Annotated in this window: 16 protein-coding genes and 1 riboswitch; of the genes, 1 reads left to right on the forward strand and 15 read right to left on the reverse strand. The window is 62.9% G+C overall.

All coding sequences use genetic code 11. From position 1 onward, the window contains the following. The 12 genes from KW842_RS25355 to KW842_RS25410 form a co-directional block, all read right to left on the reverse strand. On the reverse strand, positions 1-1,476 hold the full coding sequence (locus KW842_RS25355; RefSeq protein ID WP_218306899.1) for a methyl-accepting chemotaxis protein: 1,476 nt from the start codon (positions 1,474-1,476) through the stop codon (positions 1-3). Between the two features lie 91 nt (positions 1,477-1,567). After that, positions 1,568-3,250: a methyl-accepting chemotaxis protein gene (locus KW842_RS25360; protein ID WP_218306900.1), complete on the reverse strand. Its 1,683-nt coding sequence runs from the start codon at positions 3,248-3,250 to the stop codon at positions 1,568-1,570. A 23-nt stretch (positions 3,251-3,273) separates the two neighbouring features. Continuing rightward, on the reverse strand, positions 3,274-4,539 hold the full coding sequence (locus KW842_RS25365) for an EAL domain-containing protein (protein WP_218306901.1): 1,266 nt from the start codon (positions 4,537-4,539) through the stop codon (positions 3,274-3,276). Between the two features lie 3 nt (positions 4,540-4,542). Beyond that, positions 4,543-5,637, reverse strand: coding sequence for a chemotaxis response regulator protein-glutamate methylesterase (locus KW842_RS25370; protein WP_218306902.1), 1,095 nt, complete (start codon positions 5,635-5,637; stop codon positions 4,543-4,545). A gap of 2 nt (positions 5,638-5,639) precedes the next feature. Beyond that, positions 5,640-6,155, reverse strand: a complete 516-nt coding sequence (locus KW842_RS25375) for a chemotaxis protein CheD (protein WP_218306903.1) — start codon at positions 6,153-6,155, stop codon at positions 5,640-5,642. After that, positions 6,152-6,958: a protein-glutamate O-methyltransferase CheR gene (locus tag KW842_RS25380; protein WP_218306904.1), complete on the reverse strand. Its 807-nt coding sequence runs from the start codon at positions 6,956-6,958 to the stop codon at positions 6,152-6,154. The genes KW842_RS25375 and KW842_RS25380 overlap by 4 nt, the downstream gene beginning before the upstream one ends. A 15-nt stretch (positions 6,959-6,973) precedes the next feature. Beyond that, complete coding sequence (locus tag KW842_RS25385) at positions 6,974-7,534, reverse strand: chemotaxis protein CheW (protein ID WP_218306905.1); 561 nt, start codon at positions 7,532-7,534, stop codon at positions 6,974-6,976. Between the two features lie 8 nt (positions 7,535-7,542). Continuing rightward, positions 7,543-9,702, reverse strand: coding sequence for a chemotaxis protein CheA (locus KW842_RS25390; RefSeq protein ID WP_218306906.1), 2,160 nt, complete (start codon positions 9,700-9,702; stop codon positions 7,543-7,545). A 10-nt stretch (positions 9,703-9,712) separates the two neighbouring features. Continuing rightward, positions 9,713-10,009 carry a lipid asymmetry maintenance protein MlaB gene (locus tag KW842_RS25395; RefSeq protein ID WP_218306907.1) on the reverse strand — a complete coding sequence of 99 codons (297 nt, stop codon included), beginning with the start codon at positions 10,007-10,009 and terminating at the stop codon, positions 9,713-9,715. A 15-nt stretch (positions 10,010-10,024) separates the two neighbouring features. Further along, positions 10,025-10,393, reverse strand: a complete 369-nt coding sequence (locus tag KW842_RS25400; protein ID WP_090192355.1) for a response regulator — start codon at positions 10,391-10,393, stop codon at positions 10,025-10,027. 13 nt (positions 10,394-10,406) lie between these two features. After that, a complete protein-coding gene (locus KW842_RS25405; RefSeq protein WP_229223901.1) occupies positions 10,407-11,504 on the reverse strand; it encodes a methyl-accepting chemotaxis protein in 1,098 nt (365 codons plus the stop codon). Between the two features lie 226 nt (positions 11,505-11,730). Continuing rightward, positions 11,731-13,338 (reverse strand): methyl-accepting chemotaxis protein, encoded by a 1,608-nt coding sequence (locus KW842_RS25410; RefSeq protein ID WP_218306909.1) that lies wholly within the window; start codon positions 13,336-13,338, stop codon positions 11,731-11,733. Between the two features lie 235 nt (positions 13,339-13,573). Here KW842_RS25410 and KW842_RS25415 point away from each other — a divergent pair, with 235 nt between their 5' ends. After that, positions 13,574-14,194 carry a Crp/Fnr family transcriptional regulator gene (locus KW842_RS25415; RefSeq protein WP_218306911.1) on the forward strand — a complete coding sequence of 207 codons (621 nt, stop codon included), beginning with the start codon at positions 13,574-13,576 and terminating at the stop codon, positions 14,192-14,194. Between the two features lie 61 nt (positions 14,195-14,255). Here KW842_RS25415 and panD read toward each other — a convergent pair whose 3' ends face one another. The 3 genes from panD to KW842_RS25430 form a co-directional block, all read right to left on the reverse strand. Beyond that, positions 14,256-14,615, reverse strand: a complete 360-nt coding sequence (gene panD, locus KW842_RS25420; RefSeq protein ID WP_218306912.1) for an aspartate 1-decarboxylase — start codon at positions 14,613-14,615, stop codon at positions 14,256-14,258. Positions 14,616-14,713: 98 nt separating this feature from the next. Then, entirely contained in the window at positions 14,714-16,315 is a 1,602-nt protein-coding gene (locus KW842_RS25425; RefSeq protein WP_218306913.1) for a serine hydrolase, read from the reverse strand. Then, complete coding sequence (locus tag KW842_RS25430) at positions 16,312-18,153, reverse strand: M1 family metallopeptidase (protein WP_218306914.1); 1,842 nt, start codon at positions 18,151-18,153, stop codon at positions 16,312-16,314. Before KW842_RS25430 ends, KW842_RS25425 begins: the two co-directional genes overlap by 4 nt. 76 nt (positions 18,154-18,229) lie before the next feature. Continuing rightward, positions 18,230-18,388, forward strand: a riboswitch (yybP-ykoY riboswitch). Position 18,389 lies beyond the last annotated feature (1 nt).

The following is an 18,389-nucleotide window of genomic DNA, read 5'->3' on the forward strand; positions in this document are numbered from 1 at the left end:
CTAGAAGCGCGTGAACTTGGTTTCATCCGGCGCGCTATCAGCCGACAAGCTGACCGCGCGCGCCGGCCGCGCCGCGCCGGCCGCCTTCAACAGGGCCGGCCGCCGCGCGGTAACGCGCGGCCCGTCATCCACCGCATACTGCCGGAACACCGACATCAAGCGCCGCAGCTGATCCGCCTGCGCGCTCATCTCTTCCGACGTCGCCGCCAATTCCTCCGAGCTGGCCGCATTCACCTGCGTCGTCTCGCTGAGCTGTATCACCGCCCCATTAATCTGCCGCACGCCGGAGCTTTGCTCCTCCGACGCTGCCGAAATTTCCTGCACCAGTTCGGACGTCTTGCGGATATTCGGCGCCAGCTCATCAAACATCGCGCCGGCCTGCTCGGCCAGTTTCACGCTGTCCGCCGCCACCGAACTGATTTCCTGCGCCGCCACCTGGCTGCGCTCGGCCAGCTTGCGCACCTCGGCCGCCACCACGGCAAAACCCTTGCCATGCTCGCCCGCGCGCGCCGCCTCGATGGCCGCATTCAGCGCCAGCAAATTGGTCTGGTAGGCGATATCGTCGATGATGCCAATCTTGCCGGCGATCTGCTTCATCGCCGATGCCGTAGCCTTGACCACCTCGCCGCCGCGCGCCGCTTCCACCGCCGCCTGGGTCGCAATGCCGTCGGTGATCTTGGCGTTCTCGGTGTTCTGTGCAATCGAAGCCGTCATCTGCTCGATCGACGCACTGGTTTCTTCCACGCCCGCCGCCTGCTCGCTGGAAGCCTGCGACAGCGATTGCGCGGTGGCGCTGACCTCCTGCGCGGAGCCGGAAAGATTCAGCACCACCTGCTGCACATCGCGCACGATGGCGGACAAGCTACGTCCCAGCCACACCGCCAGCACGCAGCCCAGCACCGCGATCACCACGTCCACGCCCAGGATGATTTGCTTGGCGGAGTTGGCGACTTGCGTCATCGACTCCGACTCCTCCCTGGTTTCGACCTCGTTCACCTTGAGCAGCTTGCGGAAGGCATTGGCGATGGCTTCATCGGCGCCCTTGATATTCTTGTCCATCTCCAGCGCCGTCATGCCTTTCTCATGCATGGCCTCCAGCTGCGCCATGCTGTGGTCATAGGCTTTGACGCTGCTTTGCACCTCGCCCAGCAGTACTTGCTCTTCCTGCGTCAGCGGGCCGGCGGTGCGGTAAATCTCCATCTGCTTTTCGATATTGGCCAGCTCCGTGCGGAACTGGGCGTTGCTGTCCGGGCCGCGGAGAATATAATTTTTGAAGTGACGCACGGCGCGGCCATGCGCGGTAACGCCTTCGAGCACGGCGTTCTTGCGCGCCAGCGTGACATTTTCGAAATCCATCCAATGATCGTGCAGGGAAGTCAGCTTGCTGAAAGCGACTATCCCCATCAACACGACCAGCAACACAACAAGGCCAAACCCGGCATGCAACCGGGTCTCCATTTTCATCATCTTGAACATGGGCGAATACTCCTTGAGGACACGGGATCAATTCATTGTGAACCATTATTGATCCTCAAATCTCACCAAAAATAACGGTGTGCCTTATCGCTCAAAATTTGACGAAATGCGACTCATCCGGCTCGCTCATTTCGCTCATGCGGCGGCTGGATGCAAGGCCTACCTGCGTCCTTCCCGCGCGGCCTGGCTTGCGTGGCGCAAGCGGCGTACGCACCGGCCGCGATCCGCCAGCCAGCTTGAAGAAGGCCATGGTGTGCTGCAGCTGCTCCGCCTGGCCGCTCATTTCTTCCGCCGTCGCCGCCAGCTCCTCGGAGCTGGACGCATTCTGCTGCGTGGTCTGGCTCAGCTGCGTGACGGCGGCGTTGATCTGTCCCACGCCGGCCGACTGTTCCTCCGATGCCGCCGTGATCTCCTGTACCAGATTGGACGTGCGGCGGATATTCGGCACCATCTCGTCCAGCAGCTGACCGGCCTTCTCCGCCAGTTCCACACTGCTCGACGCTACCTGTTCGATTTCCTGCGCCGCCACCTGGCTGCGCTCGGCCAGCTTGCGCACCTCGGCCGCCACCACGGCAAAGCCTTTGCCATGCTCGCCCGCGCGCGCCGCCTCGATGGCCGCGTTCAGCGCCAGCAGATTGGTCTGGTAGGCGATATCGTCGATGATGCTGATCTTCTTGGCGATCTGCTGCATCGCCGACACCGTCGACTTGACCGCCTCGCCGCCCTCGGTTGCTTCAATCGCCGCCTTGCTGGCGATACCGTCGGTGACTTTGGCGTTCTCGGTGTTCTGCGAAATCGACGCCGTCATCTGTTCGACCGATGCGCTGGTTTCTTCGGTGCCCGCAGCCTGCTCGCTGGCCGCCTGCGACAAGGACTGCGCGGTGGCGCTGACTTCCTCTGAGGCCGAGGCCAGCGCCTCGGCGCCGTTGTTCACTTCCTGCACCACCTGCGACAGCTTATCGATCATGCCCTTCATCGCCGCCAGCAGGCTGGTGGTGTCGCCCGCCTTCAGCTGTACATCCGCCGCCAGGTCACCGTCCGCCACCCGCCGCACAATGTCAGCCGCATACGAAGGATCGCCGCCCAGCTGTTTCATGATGCCGTTCAGGATCAGCAGGCCGATGATCACCAGCAGCGCCAGCGCAATGCCCGACGCCAGGTAGATGGTCTTGAGCGCACTGGCCGATGCCGCTTCCGCCTGCTGCACATCGGTTTCGCCGTACTGGATATTCAGCGCCACCACTTTGTTGATGCTTTCCTCCGCCTCGCGGAACACCGCGCGGTTCTCTTGCAGCGTGCTATGCAGGGCGGTGAACAAGTCGCGCCGCTTGGCGGGATCGGCGCGCAGAATCTGCGCGCCGAGATCGGTGACGACCGCGTCGCGCTGCTTCCAGCTATCCCACTGCTTGAGGAAGATTTTCCAGACAGCGGCTTCCTCGCTTTCCTGCGGTAGCGCGTCGTAGGCCTTCATCGCCTTGTCGACATTGGCCCAGGCGTCCTGCTTGCGCTTGATCTCGTGGGCAATACCATCCACTTCATTCGGATACATCGCCATGGCGTCGATGGCGCGGCTGGACGAGCGTATCGCCGTCTGCGCCTCATTAATCACCAGCAGCGCCTGCACCGACGGCATGCGGTTCCTGCCAATCTGGTCCAGCATCTGACCCTGTGTCTTCATGCCGGAAAAAGCCAGTAGCGCCACCGTCAGCAAGGCGGCAACCGCCACCGCCAGCAAAATCAAAATCTTGGTCCGTACCTGTAACGTTGAAAGCATGATCATCCCCCAGCATGGTTGTTTTATTCCGATCCCGCCAATGCGCGCAATCTGCGCCTGTCCTGCCGCATCCATCCCACCAGCTCTTCGGCTGGCATGGGCTTGGCCAGCAAATACCCCTGCGCCATGTCGCAACCGAGGTCGCGCAACAGCTTCCAGTCTTCCACTGTTTCGACACCTTCCGCCACGGTCGCCACGTCCAGGCTTTGTCCGAGATCCAGCGCACTTTTCAGCACCATGTGGCGGTTTGGCCACTGTGCCGCGCCGTTGACGAAGGCGCGGTCGATCTTCAGTTCCGTGAACGGGCAGCGCGCGAACTGCTGCATCGACGAATAGCCGATGCCGAAATCGTCCATCGCCAGTCCAAAGCCCATCAGCCGCAGTCTTCCCATATTGGTCAGCGCCTGCGATAGCTGGCGCATCACGCTGGTTTCGGTGACTTCCCACACCAGCAAGGCGGGCGCCACACCGGAGCGCGTCACCTGCGCCGTCAGGCGTTCGATAAAGTCGCGGTCGGCCAGGTTTTCCGCGCACAGGTTAACCGACACCGTCAGCGGCGGCAGGCCGGCCTGCTGCCAGTCGAGGATGCGTTGCAGCACCTGCCGCACCATCGCCAGCGTGAACTCGGCCATCAGCGGCTGGCCTTCCAGCGTGCCGATGAAGTGGGCCGGCGCCAGCAGCCCGCGCTGCGGATGGCGCCAGCGCGCCAGCGCCTCGACGCCTTTCAGCTGGCCGCTGGACATCGCCACCTTGGGCTGGAAATAGGGCAGGAATTCGTTGTTGGCCAGCGCTTGCGCCAGTTCTTCCAGCGAGGCTTGCGGCAGTGGCTGTGACGGTGCAGCCGGCGCACAGCCTTCGCCACGGTCAACGGCCTTGCATAGCAGCTGTGTCAGCGGCTCCAGCGCCACCGGCTTCAGCAAGGTGCCCAGCAAGCCTATCGACGCGTCCTCGCAAGCCATGTTCTCGATAATCTCCAGCAGCCGTGGGTCGCGCGCGCTGACCACGATCAGGTTTTCCGTCAGGCGCCGCTCGCGCAGCTGGCAAGTCAGTTCGATGCCGTCCATGCCCGGCATCTCCAGATCGGTCAGCACCAGATACATCGGCTCCGCCGCGCCCTCCAGGATGCGCAAGGCTTCGTTGCCATCGCCCGCTTCGCTGATCTCGCCGAACCCCAGCTGCCGCAGCAGGCCAATCAGGTAGCTGCGCTGCACCACGCTGTCCTCGACCACCAGCACCCGCCGGCCGGCCCAGGCAGGCAGTTCAGTGGTGGCGGCGGGCGTGATGTCCATGGACTAAAGCTGTTGCAGGATTTCGCGATAAATCGCATTCAGCGGCACCGACTTCTCCACCCCGCCGCGCTTGACCGCCTCCTTGGGCATGCCGTACACCACGCAACTGGCTTCGTCCTGCGCCACCGTGCGCGCGCCGGCTTTCAGCATCTCCAGCATGCCGGCCGCGCCGTCATCGCCCATGCCGGTCATGATCACGCCCAGGGCGTTGGCGCCGGCAGCGCGCGCGGCGGAGCGGAACAGCACATCGACCGACGGCCGGTGACGGTTGACCAGCGGCCCATCCACCACCTCGACAAAATACTGTGCACCGGTACGCCGCAGCAGCATGTGCTTGCCGCCGGGAGCGATCAGCACCTGGCCTTGCAACACGCGGTCATTATTCTCGGCCTCCTTGACGCGCACCTCGCACACGCTGTCCAGCCGCGCCGCAAACGCGGCGGTGAATTTTTCAGGCATGTGCTGCACCACCACGATGCCGGGCGACACACGCGGCAGCGCTGTCAGCACTTCCTCCAGCGCCTGCGTGCCGCCGGTGGAAGTCCCTATCGCCACGACCCGCTCGGTGGTGGCGGTCATCGGCCGCGCATCGGCAGGCGGCAGGATCGCATCCGCGTTCAGCTTGACGGTGACCGGCGGCGGCAAGGGGTGTAGTGGCATCGGCGACGCGGCCGGGCGGCTGGTCAGCCGGCCTATCTGCGCGCCGCCCGCCGCCCGTACCGCGGACACCAGCTCGTCGGCGCTGTCGTGCAAAAACTGCTTGAGGTCCAGGCGCGGCTTGGTGATGATGGCGACCGCGCCGGCGGTCAGTGCTTCCACCGAGGTCTGCGCGCCCTTCTCGGTCAATGTCGAGCAGATCACCACCGGTGTTGGATGCTCGACCATCAGCTTGCGCAGGAAGGTGATGCCATCCATCTTCGGCATTTCCACATCCAGCACAATCACGTCCGGCCACTGCACTTTCATGCGTTCCATCGCCAGCAGCGGATTGGCGACCGCGTGCAGCACGGTGATGCCTGGCGCTGCGTTCAGCAACCCGCTCAGCACTTGCCGCACCACGGCGGAATCGTCAACGATGATGACCTTGATATCGCTCATGCCTAAGTCCTTGCTCCCATATCGTTCCACGCGGCTTCGGGCGGCACTTGCCTGCTCAGCACCTCGCCGCTGCGGATGGTGAAAATCAGTTGCCGATGTCCTTCGCCGAACAGGCTTTCCGACACCACATGCACGCCATGCTGCTGCAACATGCTGCGCGCATAGTCGCCATTCTGCTCACCGATGTCCCGCACCTTGTCGCTGCGCGGGAACATTGCGCCGCCGCCGAAGATTTTCCCCTGGCACTGGATCAGCGGCACGCCATGCTCGGCAAGCCCGTCAACCAGCAGCTGCATGGCTTCAGCGCCGTACATGCCCGGCTTGTCGGACGGCCGTGCGTTACGGCGGCGGCCATGGCCCGGCAACAGGAAGTGCGACATGGCGCCGATGCGCAGCGCCGGATGCCACAGCGTGATCGACACGCAGGAACCCAGCAAGGTGCGCACCCGATAGCGCGCATCGCCGACGAAATAATCGCCCGGCATCAGAAAGATATCAATCAGCTTGGTGTCGTTCATGGCTTGCGGTAAATCGAAGGCGCGACTGCGGTCAGGCTGTCGTTAATATCGTTCAGCGTTTCCGAATGGCCGATCAGGAAATATCCTCCCGGCCGCAATTGCGCCAGCAGCCGCGCCACCACCTGGCGCTTGGTCTCCAGGCTGAAATAGATCATCACATTGCGCAGGAAAATCACATCGAAAGTGCCCATTCTCGGCAAAGGCGCGTTCAGGTTCAGGTGCTGGAATTGCACCCGCTGGCGCAGCGCGCGCTCGATCAGCATGGTGCCCTCTTCGCTGCCCTGGCCCTTGAGGCAAAACCGCTTCAGGTAGTTGGCCGGCATCTGCGATGCGCGCTCCATCGGATAGTGGCCGCTACGGGCGCGTTGCAGCACGCGGGTGCTGATGTCGGTGCCCAGCACTTCCCACGCCGCGTCGCCCAGCGCGTCGGCCAGCACCATGGCGATGCTGTACGGTTCCTCGCCGCTGGAACTGGCGGCGCTCCAGACACGCAAGCTCCGGTGCTTGTCGGCTGCCTCCAGCGCCAGCTCGCGCAGCAACGCGAAGTGCTTGGGCTCGCGGAAGAAATAGGTTTCGTTGGTGGTCAGCAGATCGACCGCCATTTGCAGCTCGGCCGGCTGCGCGCGGCTTTCCAGCAAGCGCAGATAGTCGCCATAGCTGTCCATTTGGTAGTGCGCCAGCCGCTTGGCCAGACGGCCGCTGACCAGCGCCTGTTTGCCATCGGCCATGGTGATGCCGGCCGCATCGTAGATGAAGCGCTGGAACTGCATGAACTCGCGGTCGGTGATGGTGGCCACGGTCATGGAGCGCTCCGCAGCTCAGGCGACAGCGGCGGCCGTGCCGCGCACCATCTCGACAATCTCCTCGCTGGACAGCACGCGCTCGATATCCAGCAGGGTCACGAAGCGGCCATTGTGCTTGCCCATGCCGGCGATGAAGTCGGGGCGGATGCGGGTGCTGAACGGTGGCGCCGGTTCGATGTCGTCTGCGGCGATGTCCACCACCGCATTGACCGCATCCACCAGCATGCCCAGTACCTGCTTGCCATCGCCATCTACGCCGCTCGCCTCGACGATGACGATGCAGCTGCGCTTGCCGATCTGGCTTTGCGCACGGCCGAAACGCGCCGACAGGTCCATCACCGGCACCACCGCGCCGCGCAGGTTGATCACGCCGCGCACGCACGCGGGCATCATCGGCACCGTCGCCAGGCTGCCGTATTCGATGATCTCCTTGATGTGCAGGATGCCGACCGCGTACTGGTCGCCGCTGAGTAGAAAAGTCAGAAACTGGCTGGGCAAGGCGTCGCCGCCATGCAGCGCGGCGGCAGCGACAGCGTTGCCATAAGTGACCACGCCTGCGGTGTCGATAGTGCTCATATCTTCTCCTATGCGGCCAGCGCCGCCAAGGGCCCCTTGCCGCCGACGCTGTTCATCAGCGCCGCCACGTCCAGGATCAGGGCTACTTCTCCGTTACCCAGAATGGTGGAGCCGCTGATGCATTTGACCTCGCTGAACATCGGGCTGAGTGGCTTGATCACGGTCTGGAATTCGCCCAGCAGCGTATCCACCACCAGCCCGGCGCGCTGGTTGCCGAAGCGGATCACCACAATGCTCTCGCGCCGCGTGGCGCTGCCATCGATGCGGAATAGCGTGCGCAGGCGCACCAGCGGCAGCACCTGCCCGCGCAGATTGGTATAGTCCTGGCCTGGCTCGGTGGCGTACTCGATGCATTCCTCGATCATATCCAGTGGAATGACGAACACCGACGCGCCCAGCTGCACCAGGAAACCGTCGATGATGGCCAGCGTCAGCGGCAGGCGCACGGTGACGGTGGTGCCCTCGCCTTCCTTGCTGCCGACATCCACGCTGCCGCGCAGCGCCTGGATATTCCGCTTGACCACATCCATGCCGACGCCACGCCCGGACAGATTGGTGATCTTCTCCGCCGTCGAAAAGCCGGCTTCAAAAATCAGGTTGTAGATTTCACTGTCGCTCAGCTTGCGCTCGGGGTCCACCAGCCCGCGCTCGATGGCCTTGGCCAGAATTTTTTCTTTGCGCAGGCCGCCGCCATCGTCGCTGACTTCGATGACGATGCTGCCCGACTCGTGGAAGGCGTTCAGCTTGATCATGCCCTTGGCCGGCTTGCCTACCGCCAGCCGTGCCTCGGCTGGTTCGATGCCGTGGTCCATGGCGTTGCGCACCAGGTGCATCAGCGGATCGCCGATTTTCTCCACCACGGTCTTGTCCAGTTCCGCATCTTCGCCATCGACGATCAGGCCGATATCCTTGCCCAGCTCGCGCGCCACATCATGGACCACGCGCTGGAAGCGGTTGAAGGTAGCGCCGATCTTCACCATGCGCAGCTCCAGCGCCGCATCGCGCACATCCTCCACCAGCCCGCTCAGCGTGGACGTGCACTCCAGCAGCTCGCTGTTCTGTATGTGCTGGCCGATCATATTGGCGCGCGCACCGGCGATAATCAGCTCACCCACCAGATCGATCAGCCTATCCAGTTTGTCGGAGTCGACGCGGATCGAGCGGCTCTCCTGCGCCTTCTGTTCGCTGACCTGCTTCTGCTTGGCCAGTGCCGCCTCCACCACCACCGGCGGCACATTGCCGGCGCCGACCAGAATGCTGCCCAGCTGCTGCGGTGCGAGCGCCTGTTCCTGCTTGCCTGACTGCTGCTGCAAGGCCTCTTCCAGTTCATGCGCGGTAACGCTGCCGCAATGGACCAGGATTTCACCCAGCCGTGCGGCGCGCTCCGGCAGAGCGCGGATCAGGTCAACATACTCGGACACCTTGCTGTTCGGCGGGATGATGCGGATCTCGCAGTCATCCTGCACAAACTCGAACACGCCGGCAATCGCCGCGCGATCGGCGGTACTGTCGAAGGCGATTTCAAAGCCGAGGTAGCACTGTTCTGCATCCATTTCCTCGGCCGATGGCAGCGCGTCAGGCAGCGTGGCGATACCAACCACGCGCCCCAGCTTGCCCAGGTAGCGCAGGAAGGCGATTGGGTCCATGCCGTTTTGCAGCACGCTGCGGCCGAAGCGCAGCGAGATATGCCAGTAGTCGCTATCGCCGCGCTGAGCGTCTATGCGTTCGACGCCAGGTTCGGCATGCAGCGCTGGCACTGCGCTGGGGGCGGCTTCGCCATCCATATGCCGGCGCAGCTGCTGTTGCAGCATTTCGCCTTCCGGTGCGGTGTCGGGGTCTTGTTCGTGACGGCCGGCCGCCAGCGCGTCCATCATGCCGGACAGGTAATCGCAGCACGACAGCAGCAGCACCACCATTTCATCGTTGAGCGTGACGCTGCCGTCGCGTACCTTGTCCAGCAGGCTTTCGACCACATGCGTGAAGGCGACGATGTGGTCCAGGCTGAACAAGCCGGCCGAACCCTTGATGGTGTGAGCCGCGCGGAAGATGGCGTTGATCGCCTCGCCCTGGTCGCCGGCCAGGTCCACATTCAGCAGCGCGTTCTCCATTTCTTCCAGCAGCTCGCGGCTCTCGGCGATAAAAGTCTGTAGCGCGTCATCCAGGTTCATGGCTCTTCCCTCAAGCGTGTATCAGCACGGCGTCGCCGAAGAAGGCGACCAGGTCCAGCATTTCAAAGATTTCCACCACGGCGGGGCTGTGCTGCACCAGGCGCAGCGTGCGCTGTTCGGCGGCGGCCACCTGCTTGGCCAGCATCAGCACCTGCAAGCCTGCGGTATCCAGCTCGGTCACGCCGGATAAATCGATTTCCAGCAGCCGTGCCTTGCGCAGCGCTTCCAGCACACTGACTTTCAAGTCGGCGGCGCGGTAAATCGTCAGCTCGCCGTCGAGGGCAATACGGGTGATTTCATCGGCCATGGCAGCCTCCGTTGATTATGGCAGCACCAGCTTGGCGACGGCGCCCAGCAGCACCTCCGGCTTGAACGGCTTGACCACCCAGGCTTTCGCCCCGGCCGCCTTGCCCTCTTCCTTCTTGCTCTCCTGCGACTCAGTAGTCAGCATGATCACCGGCGTGAACTTGTAATTGGGCAGCTGCTTGAATTGCTTGACGAACGTGATGCCATCCATATTCGGCATATTCACATCGCACACCACCAGATGAATTTTCTGCCCGGTGCATTTGGACAGCGCGTCCACGCCATCGCGGCCCTCGATCACATCGTAGCCGGCGCCCTTCAGCGCAATCCCGACCACCTGGCGCAGCGAGGCCGAATCATCCACCACCATAATGGTTTTTCCCATAGCTTATCCACCTTCAGAAAAAAGTGATCTCGTCGGCGTCGGAGGCGGCCGGCGCGGCCAGCTTCGCGCCACTGTGCACCGCGTGTTCCTCGGCCATCGCATAGGTCTTCTGCAGCGCGCCCATCAGCCGCTCCGGGTCCGGTGCTTCCAGCACGCCGCTGTCCGCATAGCGCTGGCGATACTCGCCCAGCAGCGGCGCCAGGCTTTCCATATTCGCCCGCACATGCGACATCACCTGGCTGACGCGGTCCTGGAATTGCAGCTGCACCAGCGCCTCGCCCACTTCACCCTGGATGCCGACGCTTTGCTGTTTGAGCTGTTCGGATGATTGCACCAGCGCGTCGGTCATGGCGCGGAATTCATTCAGCACCGCTTCGATCATGCCCTCGGCCGACTGCATCGATTTGTCTTCCGCGTCGCTGGACTGCTCCGCCGCCTGGCTGGCGGCAAGAATGGCGCTGCTGATGAGGCCCACACGGTTGGTGATTTCCTTGCCGGTTTCGGCCGAGCGCATCGACAGCATGCGCACCTCGGTGGCCACCACCGCGAAGCCGGCGCCGGCCGGACCGGCACGCGCTGCTTCGATGGCGGCGTTCAGCGCCAGCAGATTGGTTTGCGCGGCGATGCTGGCCACGCCTTCGGCCATACCGCGCAGCTCGCGCGTAAAGCGTTCCAGATCCTTGATCTGCGCCAGCATGGCGTGCTTGGACGCCATCGCCGATTTCATCGTCGACACCACCGAGCCCAGCCGCGTTTCGCTGTGCGCGAACACCTCGCTCATTGAATGCTCGCCGTGGCTGCTCGCGCTGGAGACGTGCAGCGTGTTATCCAGCTTGTCGACGATATTGGAGAAGCGCGACGCCAGGTCGGAGACGGCTTCCTCCATTTGCGTGCGCGAGTTTTCGATATGCCTGCACCACACCGGCAGCACCGCGTCGGTGAAACGTTCGCGTCCTTCCAGATAGTGATCGATCATGGCGTTGTCGCCATGCACGCCGGGTGCGCCGAAGCCGCTGTCGCGCGTCAGCCAGGCCGCAGCGCCCAGCAACAGCGCCGCCCAGATCAGCGTATACCAGCCCCACGTGCTCCAGCCTGCGACGATGGTGCCCAAGGCCCCCGCTGCGGCGAGGCCGAACGGGACTACTGTTTTGCTACTCAATCCACTTTGACTGATCACTGGACGCCACCCCACTGTCGTAGCCGGGCGCCACACAGGCAGCGCCTTCCGGGAGGTCCACTGTAGCGCAGAAACGCGCGCACGCGCCATCAACTCATAGCGAATGCGAAGCCTGTTGCAACGATACAACCGCTGTTGACGGCGGCGTCGATTCGGTCGTTCAGCGCAATCGCGCAGGTGCTGCACTGCGCAACGCCACACGCGACGCAGCCACTTGATCCAGCTTGAAAATGCTGACCGCGTCGGCCAGCCGTGCAGCCTGTTCCTGCATGGCGCCTGCTGCTGCGGCAGCCTGTTCCACCAGCGCCGCGTTCTGCTGCGTCACGTGGTCCATCTGCGCCACCGCCTGGTTGATCTGTTCGATGCCGTGCGTCTGCTCCACGCTGGCGTTGCTGATCTCCTCCATGATGGCAGTGACTCGCTCGATGCTATGCACTACCTCGCCCATGGTGCTGCCGGCCTGGCCCACCAGCTGCGTGCCCGCCTCCACCTTGCCGACCGAATCATCAATCAGCGCCTTGATCTCCTTGGCGGCGCCGGCCGAACGCTGCGCCAGGTTGCGCACCTCGGACGCTACCACCGCAAAGCCGCGTCCCTGTTCGCCGGCGCGCGCCGCTTCCACCGCCGCATTCAACGCCAGGATATTGGTCTGGAAGGCGATGCCATCGATCACGCCGATGATATCGACTATCTTCTTGGAAGACGCATCGATCGAGGCCATGGTGCGCACCACGTCCGACACCACCGCGCCGCCGCGCTGCGCCACGTCGGCGGCATTGGCCGCCAGCTGGTTGGCCTGGCGCGCATTGTCGGCATTCTGTTTGACGGTGCTGGTCAGCTCCTCCATCGACGCGGCGGTTTCTTCCAGCGAGCTGGCCTGCTCCTCGGTGCGCGACGACAGGTCGAGATTACCGGCGGCGATTTCCGACGAGGCAGTGCTGATGGCATCAGTGCCGTTGCGTACCTGGCCGACGATGCGCACCAGGCTGGACGACATGCGCTGCAGCGCATGCAGCAGCTTGCCCGGTTCATCCTTGCTGTAGTCGCCGGCCGCGCGTTCCACATTGCCGGCCAGGTCGCCCTCGGCCACGCGTTCAGCCAGCGCCACCGCTTCATTGATCGGGCCGGTAATGCCCTGGGTCAGCCACCAGGCGAAGGCCACGCCAAACGCCACCACCAGCACCGCCAGCAGCGCCAGCTGGTTACGGCTCTGCTCGGCGACTTCGTCGATGTGCTGGGCGGCGATGTCGATCTGCTTGCGCTGGTGATCCAGAATGCGCTGCAGATTGGCTTCATATACCTTGGTGGCCGGCAGGAACACCTGCTCCAGCAGGCGCGCCGCCTCGGCCGGATCGCCGGCGGTCTTGGCCTTGGTCAGCGCGTCGCGCGAACTCAGGTAAGCCTGGCGGGAAGCGTTCAGCTCCACCATCAGCGGCTTGTCATCGTCGTTGGTCAGTTCTTCGATCTGCTTGATCAATTTTTGCGAATGGTCGGTGGCGGCCTTGGTCTCGGCGGCGAAGAAGCCGGCCAGCGACGGGTCGGCGCTCTTGGCGATGGCGGTGGCGCGGCGTATGCCGGTGGAGACGTTGCGCGCCCAGTCGGACACCATGCGTTCCTTGGCCAGCGGCTGCGCCATCATGTCGCGCGTGGCGTTGGCCACGCCTTGCAGGCGGTAGATGCCAAGGCCGGTGTTCAGGACGAGAATCGCCAAAATAATAGTGAAGCCCAGTGCCATCCGGCGACCGATGCTCAGGTCGGTGATTTTCATATGTCCCCTGCAATTAAAAGTTAAAATAGTTGAATAATGGTAACTCAAAATCATTTTTTAGTGGCGGGAACGTCAATTTATTGAAGTTTGAAATATATTTTTAATTTTCGTTCTAATTTGCAACAAATATTGTGTCAACGACTTTGAAACCGTTTACACTTTCAGCTTCGTTTTTGCTGCCGACCATAAACAACATTGTCGGCAGAACATCCACCGCCACTCCTAAAAAACTGAGATGAGCACAACCTTTCTGGAACACCGCGCGAAATACCGCGAAGTCATCGCACGCCGTTACGGCGTGACTACCGAACTATACGACGAGGCTAGCCGCCTGCTGGCGCCACTCGCCACGCCGTTCAGCGTGCGCAAGGGCGAGTACCTGCAGCGCATCGGCACGCCCGCGCAATACATCCACTGGCTGCACGCCGGCGTGGCGCGCACCGGCTTCATCACCGAATCCGGCAACGAAGTCACGCTGCACTTCCAGTCCGACGGCGACGCCGTGGGCGCGCACGACGACCTGCTGCGCGCGCGCGAGGACGAGCCGGCGATCAATTTCGTGGTGGCGGAAACCGCCGTCCAGGGCTACCGCCTGGACTGGTCCGAAGTCAGTGCGCTGTATGAAAGTAACAGCCGCCTGCGCGATTACTACCTGGGTGCGGCGCAGCGCAGCATCATCGACCAGAGCCGCCGGCTGTACCTGAACGCCTCGCCGGCGCAGGGCCGCCTGAACGCCTTCCGCCGCGAGTACCCAGGCCTGGAGCAGCGCATCTCGCAAAAGGTCGTGGCTTCCTTCCTGGGCATCACGCCGCAATATATGTCGCAGCTGCTGCGCCAGGACGGCAGCAAGGCATAAAAAAAGAGGCGCTCCGGGGAGCGCCTCTTGCTTGCTGCTTGCTTAATGCTGGTAGCCTGAATTACTTCTTCACGCTCTTGATCTTGTTGTTTTCGTCGACGAAAACCAGCTTCGGCACGTGCGTCTCGATTTCCGCGTCGGTCATCGGACCGTAGGTGCAGATGATCAGCAGGTCGCCCAGCTGCGCCTTGCGCGCGGCTGCGCCATTCAGCGAAATCTCGCCGCTACCGCGCTTGCCTGGAATGGCGTAGGTGGCGAAACGCTCGCCGTTGTTGACGTTATACAGCTCGATCTGTTCGTTGACCTTGATGTCGGCGGCTTCCAGCAGATCCACGTCGATACCGCAGGAACCTTCGTAGTTCAGGTCAGCCTGGGTCACCGTTACGCGGTGCAGCTTGGAGCGCAGCATAATACGTTGCATAGCATTCTTTCCTTCGATAGTAATCGTTCAAACTTGGCATCCTGGCCAGGCAGGGGCAGCGACGCGAGGGCGGCATTGTACCATCAGCCGCCCCAGGCTTACTGCTTGGCCGCCGCCTTCACCGGCGTGAACAGCAGGTCGCGGAAGTCGTAGCTGAAGTCGGTTTCGGTGGAAATCGGCGCCATCTTCATGCGCTCGATGCTGCCGTCCGGATTCAGCGCGAAGGTCACATACGCATCGGCGTTGAAGTTGCGTTCCTTCCAGCGCACGATGAAGGTATCGTGCTGGAAGTGCTCCAGTTCCCCGCTCAGGTCCGGCGTGCGCGCGAAACGCAGGATGCGCTTGCCGCCCTCTTCGCGGATGCTGGCCTTGCCGTACCATGCGTCCTCATACTCGCCATCGTAGGCCGCCAGCGGCAGCGACGGTTGCGATTCCGCCGCGCGCGCCGTGTGCTCCTTGCCCTGGCGCTCAAGCTCTTCCTTGTGCATCGCTGCTTCCTGCTCGGCATACAGCTTGATCCAGTCGGTCGGTGCCACTTTCAGGTACTGGTCGAGGATGCGGTAGTACAGCGAGGCCATGGCCGGGCTATTCTCGGCATTGGTCAGGATGGCGATGCCCAGCTTCTCTTCCGGCACCATCAGCACGGTCGAATAAAAGCCCTGCAATGCGCCGCCGTGCATGGCGATCTTGCGGCCCTTGTAGTCGCGCAGCTGGAAGCCCAGGCCATAGGCGTAGAAGTTCGGCTTGGTGGCGGCCAGCGCCGGCTTGGGTTCGCGGATGCGCATCGGCGTCTGCTGGGTCCACATTTCAGCAGCCTGCTTGGCGCTGAACAGCTGCTGACCGTTTTCCAGTTTGCCGTTGTTGAGCAACACCGTCATCCAGCGCGCGATGTCTTCGGCGCTGGTGTTGATGCCGACCGCGCCCACTGCGTTCGGCACCGGCATGGGCTTGACCACCGCGATCTTGTCGTTGATCTTGCTGTGCGGCGCCGAGTAGTCGCTACTGGCCAGCATCTCGGCCACGCTGGTGGTGGTGCCGGTCATCCCCAACGGCGTCAGGATACGTTCGCGGATCGCCTCCCCCCATGGCTTGCCGGCCTTCTCGGCGATGATCTTGCCGGCCACGATGTACAGCAGATTGTCATAGGCGTAGCTGGCACGGAAGCTGGTGGCCGGCTTGATGTAGCGTAGCTTCTCGATGATTTCGTCGGTGCTGAACTGGGTGCTTGGCCACCACAGCAAATCGCCGGCGCCCAAACCGAGGCCGCTGCGGTGGGTCAGCAGGTCGCGCACCGTCATCTGGCCGGTGACATAGGAGTCATACATCTGGAAGCCCGGCAGGTGCCTGGTGACCGGATCGTCCCAGGCCACTTTGCCTTCGTCCACCAGCATCGCCAGGCCGGCGGCGGTGAAGGCCTTGGAGTTGGAGGCGACTTCAAACAGCGTCTTGCCATCCACCGGTGCCGGCTCGCCCAGCTTGCGCACGCCATAGCCTTTGGCCGCAACCACCTTGCCATCCTTGACGATGGCAATCGCCATGCCCGGCACGTCGAAGGTTTTCAGTGCGCGGTTGACATCCGCATCCAAGTTAAAGGCAGGAACGGACGCTGCCGCCGGCGCCGCCATCACTGGCGCGCTCGCGACCGCGCCCCAGACAGCCAGCGCCAATGCGGTGGCTGCGAAGGTACGATGCATTTTCATTTTTGTTTGAATGCCTTATCAACGGAAGCCTGGGTGACCGGGTGATAGTGGCTGCGTGCCTTGGCGTATAGCGACTTGGCCCAGTCTTTTTCGTTAGGGTTTTTCAGCAGCGCCGCGTACAGCGGTACGACGAACTTCTGGCGGCCCACGCTCATCAGGAATTTACCGAGCGGCTCGCGCACGTTGTAGCCGGCCTTCACCGACGCCTGCAGGAAGCGATAGGCGATTTCGTTGTTGGCGGTTTTGCCCAGCGCGAAATTCTGGTCCAGCTGCTGCATTTGCAGCGCGCTGGCCTTGCCGTCGATACCGTTCAGGAAGTGCATCCATTCCAGCGCGATCCAGTTTTTCGCTGGCAGCTCGGCGGTCGGCAGCTCGCCTTTCAGCCAGGCGTCGCGCTGCGCATCCAGCGCGGCCAGGCGCGGCGAGGCCGCGTGCTTGGCGGTGGCTGGAATGCCAGGACCGTACAACCATTCATCGAGCTCGGATTGCGACATGATTTCCGGATGCGCATCCAGCAGGTTCTTCTTCAGGTAGTCGACGAATTCCTGGGTGGTGGCCGACTGGAAGGCGTGCTGGTCGAACCAGCCGCGCAGGAACGGGTCGAACACGGCGCGGCCGGCGCGCTGCTCCAGCGTGCGCAGCAGCCATGCGCCTTTCGGATACACCAGGCTGGTGTCGGTGTAGCTGGCCGCGCTGCTGTCCGGGTCGCGCGTCAGCAGCGCCTGTTTGGCGGCCGGGATGGCGGCCAGCGAAGCCATCGCCTCTTCCTGCTCCACCTGCAAATTCATCTCCGCCACTTCATCGCCGTACAGCTTTTCAACAATGCGGGTGGTGACATAGGTGGTGAAGCCTTCGTTGAGCCAGAAGTGCTTCCACGAGGCGTTGGTGACCAGGTTGCCGGACCACGAGTGCGCCAGCTCATGCGCGATCAGATCCACCAGGCTGCGGTCGCCGGCGATCATGGTCGGCGTGAGGAAGGTCATGCGCGGATTTTCCATGCCGCCGATCGGGAACGATGGCGGCAGCACGATCATGTCGTAACGCTCCCAGCGATACGGGCCGTACAGGCCTTCGGCGGCAGCGATCATTTTTTCCGTATCGACCAGCTCATTGGCGGCCGCTTCGATACGCTGCGGCTCGGCGTACACGGCCGAGCGCGGACCGACGTTGCGCACGTCGATCTCGCCGATGGCGATCGCCAGCAGATAGGATGGAATCGGCTGCGCCATCTTGAACTTCCAGCCGCCGGCGCCGGTGGCTTGCTGATCGTTCTCGGCGCTCATCACCACCCGCATGCCGGCCGGCGCGTCGATGCGCGCGCTATAGGTGAAGCGCACGGCCGGCGTGTCCTGCAACGGCGCCCATGAACGGGCGTTGATCGGTTCCGACTGGCTGAACATGAACGGACGCTTGCCGGACATGGTCTGCTCGGGATTCATCCATTGCAGCGCAGTGGCCGATGGCGCGGTGCGGTAGTAGATGCGCACCTTCTGCGGCTGGAATGGCAAGGCGATGCGCAGCGCGCGGCCCTTCTCCACATCCAGCTTATCGAGCATGAAGGAGGCGGCGGTCCAGCGGCCGGCGGCGTTCAGCACCTGCACCTTGGCGATATTCAGTTCGCTGGTGTCCAGCACCAGCGTGCGGGCGTTCTTGTCGATCCAGTTCAACGTCAGCTCGGCGTAGCCGGACAACATCTTGTGGCTGAAATCTGCTTTCAAATCCAGGTACAGATCGGTGGTGCGCACCTGGTCATAACGGGCGTAGCTCAGCGGGTCGGCGTGAGCGGCAAGCGACATGCATGCGGATAGCACAAGCGCGGCAATGGTCTTCTTGATCATATGGTGATACTTTCAATATTGGTATTCAGCGCGAAGCAGAATACCATAGGCATGTTTCTGGCATGTGTTAAACTAACGTCTCTTTAGTGGGGAGTAGTCGGCTTGCGCCTCCACGGCGCAAGAACCTGTATCAACATAATCGGTCCACAGACCGTGGTGCAGGTGGCTTAGGCTTGACGAGACCATGACCAGGGCGCGGCCATGATGGGCCGGAGCTGCGCTTGGGTCATAGGTTA

This window comes from Duganella sp. sic0402 (assembly GCF_019219065.1).
In the GTDB taxonomy this organism is placed as follows: Bacteria; Pseudomonadota; Gammaproteobacteria; order Burkholderiales; family Burkholderiaceae_D; genus Rugamonas.

Bases quoted from the DNA above. Each gene is read 5' to 3' on its own strand.
- KW842_RS25355 (WP_218306899.1), bottom strand. From the start codon at position 1,476: ATGTTCAAGATGATGAAAATGGAGACCCGGTTGCATGCCGGGTTTGGC.
- KW842_RS25360 (WP_218306900.1), bottom strand. From the start codon at position 3,250: ATGCTTTCAACGTTACAGGTACGGACCAAGATTTTGATTTTGCTGGCG.
- KW842_RS25365 (WP_218306901.1), bottom strand. From the start codon at position 4,539: ATGGACATCACGCCCGCCGCCACCACTGAACTGCCTGCCTGGGCCGGC.
- KW842_RS25370 (WP_218306902.1), bottom strand. From the start codon at position 5,637: ATGAGCGATATCAAGGTCATCATCGTTGACGATTCCGCCGTGGTGCGG.
- KW842_RS25375 (WP_218306903.1), bottom strand. From the start codon at position 6,155: ATGAACGACACCAAGCTGATTGATATCTTTCTGATGCCGGGCGATTAT.
- KW842_RS25380 (WP_218306904.1), bottom strand. From the start codon at position 6,958: ATGACCGTGGCCACCATCACCGACCGCGAGTTCATGCAGTTCCAGCGC.
- KW842_RS25385 (WP_218306905.1), bottom strand. From the start codon at position 7,534: ATGAGCACTATCGACACCGCAGGCGTGGTCACTTATGGCAACGCTGTC.
- KW842_RS25390 (WP_218306906.1), bottom strand. From the start codon at position 9,702: ATGAACCTGGATGACGCGCTACAGACTTTTATCGCCGAGAGCCGCGAG.
- KW842_RS25395 (WP_218306907.1), bottom strand. From the start codon at position 10,009: ATGGCCGATGAAATCACCCGTATTGCCCTCGACGGCGAGCTGACGATT.
- KW842_RS25400 (WP_090192355.1), bottom strand. From the start codon at position 10,393: ATGGGAAAAACCATTATGGTGGTGGATGATTCGGCCTCGCTGCGCCAG.
- KW842_RS25410 (WP_218306909.1), bottom strand. From the start codon at position 13,338: ATGAAAATCACCGACCTGAGCATCGGTCGCCGGATGGCACTGGGCTTC.
- KW842_RS25415 (WP_218306911.1), top strand. From the start codon at position 13,574: ATGAGCACAACCTTTCTGGAACACCGCGCGAAATACCGCGAAGTCATC.
- panD (WP_218306912.1), bottom strand. From the start codon at position 14,615: ATGCAACGTATTATGCTGCGCTCCAAGCTGCACCGCGTAACGGTGACC.
- KW842_RS25425 (WP_218306913.1), bottom strand. From the start codon at position 16,315: ATGAAAATGCATCGTACCTTCGCAGCCACCGCATTGGCGCTGGCTGTC.
- KW842_RS25430 (WP_218306914.1), bottom strand. From the start codon at position 18,153: ATGATCAAGAAGACCATTGCCGCGCTTGTGCTATCCGCATGCATGTCG.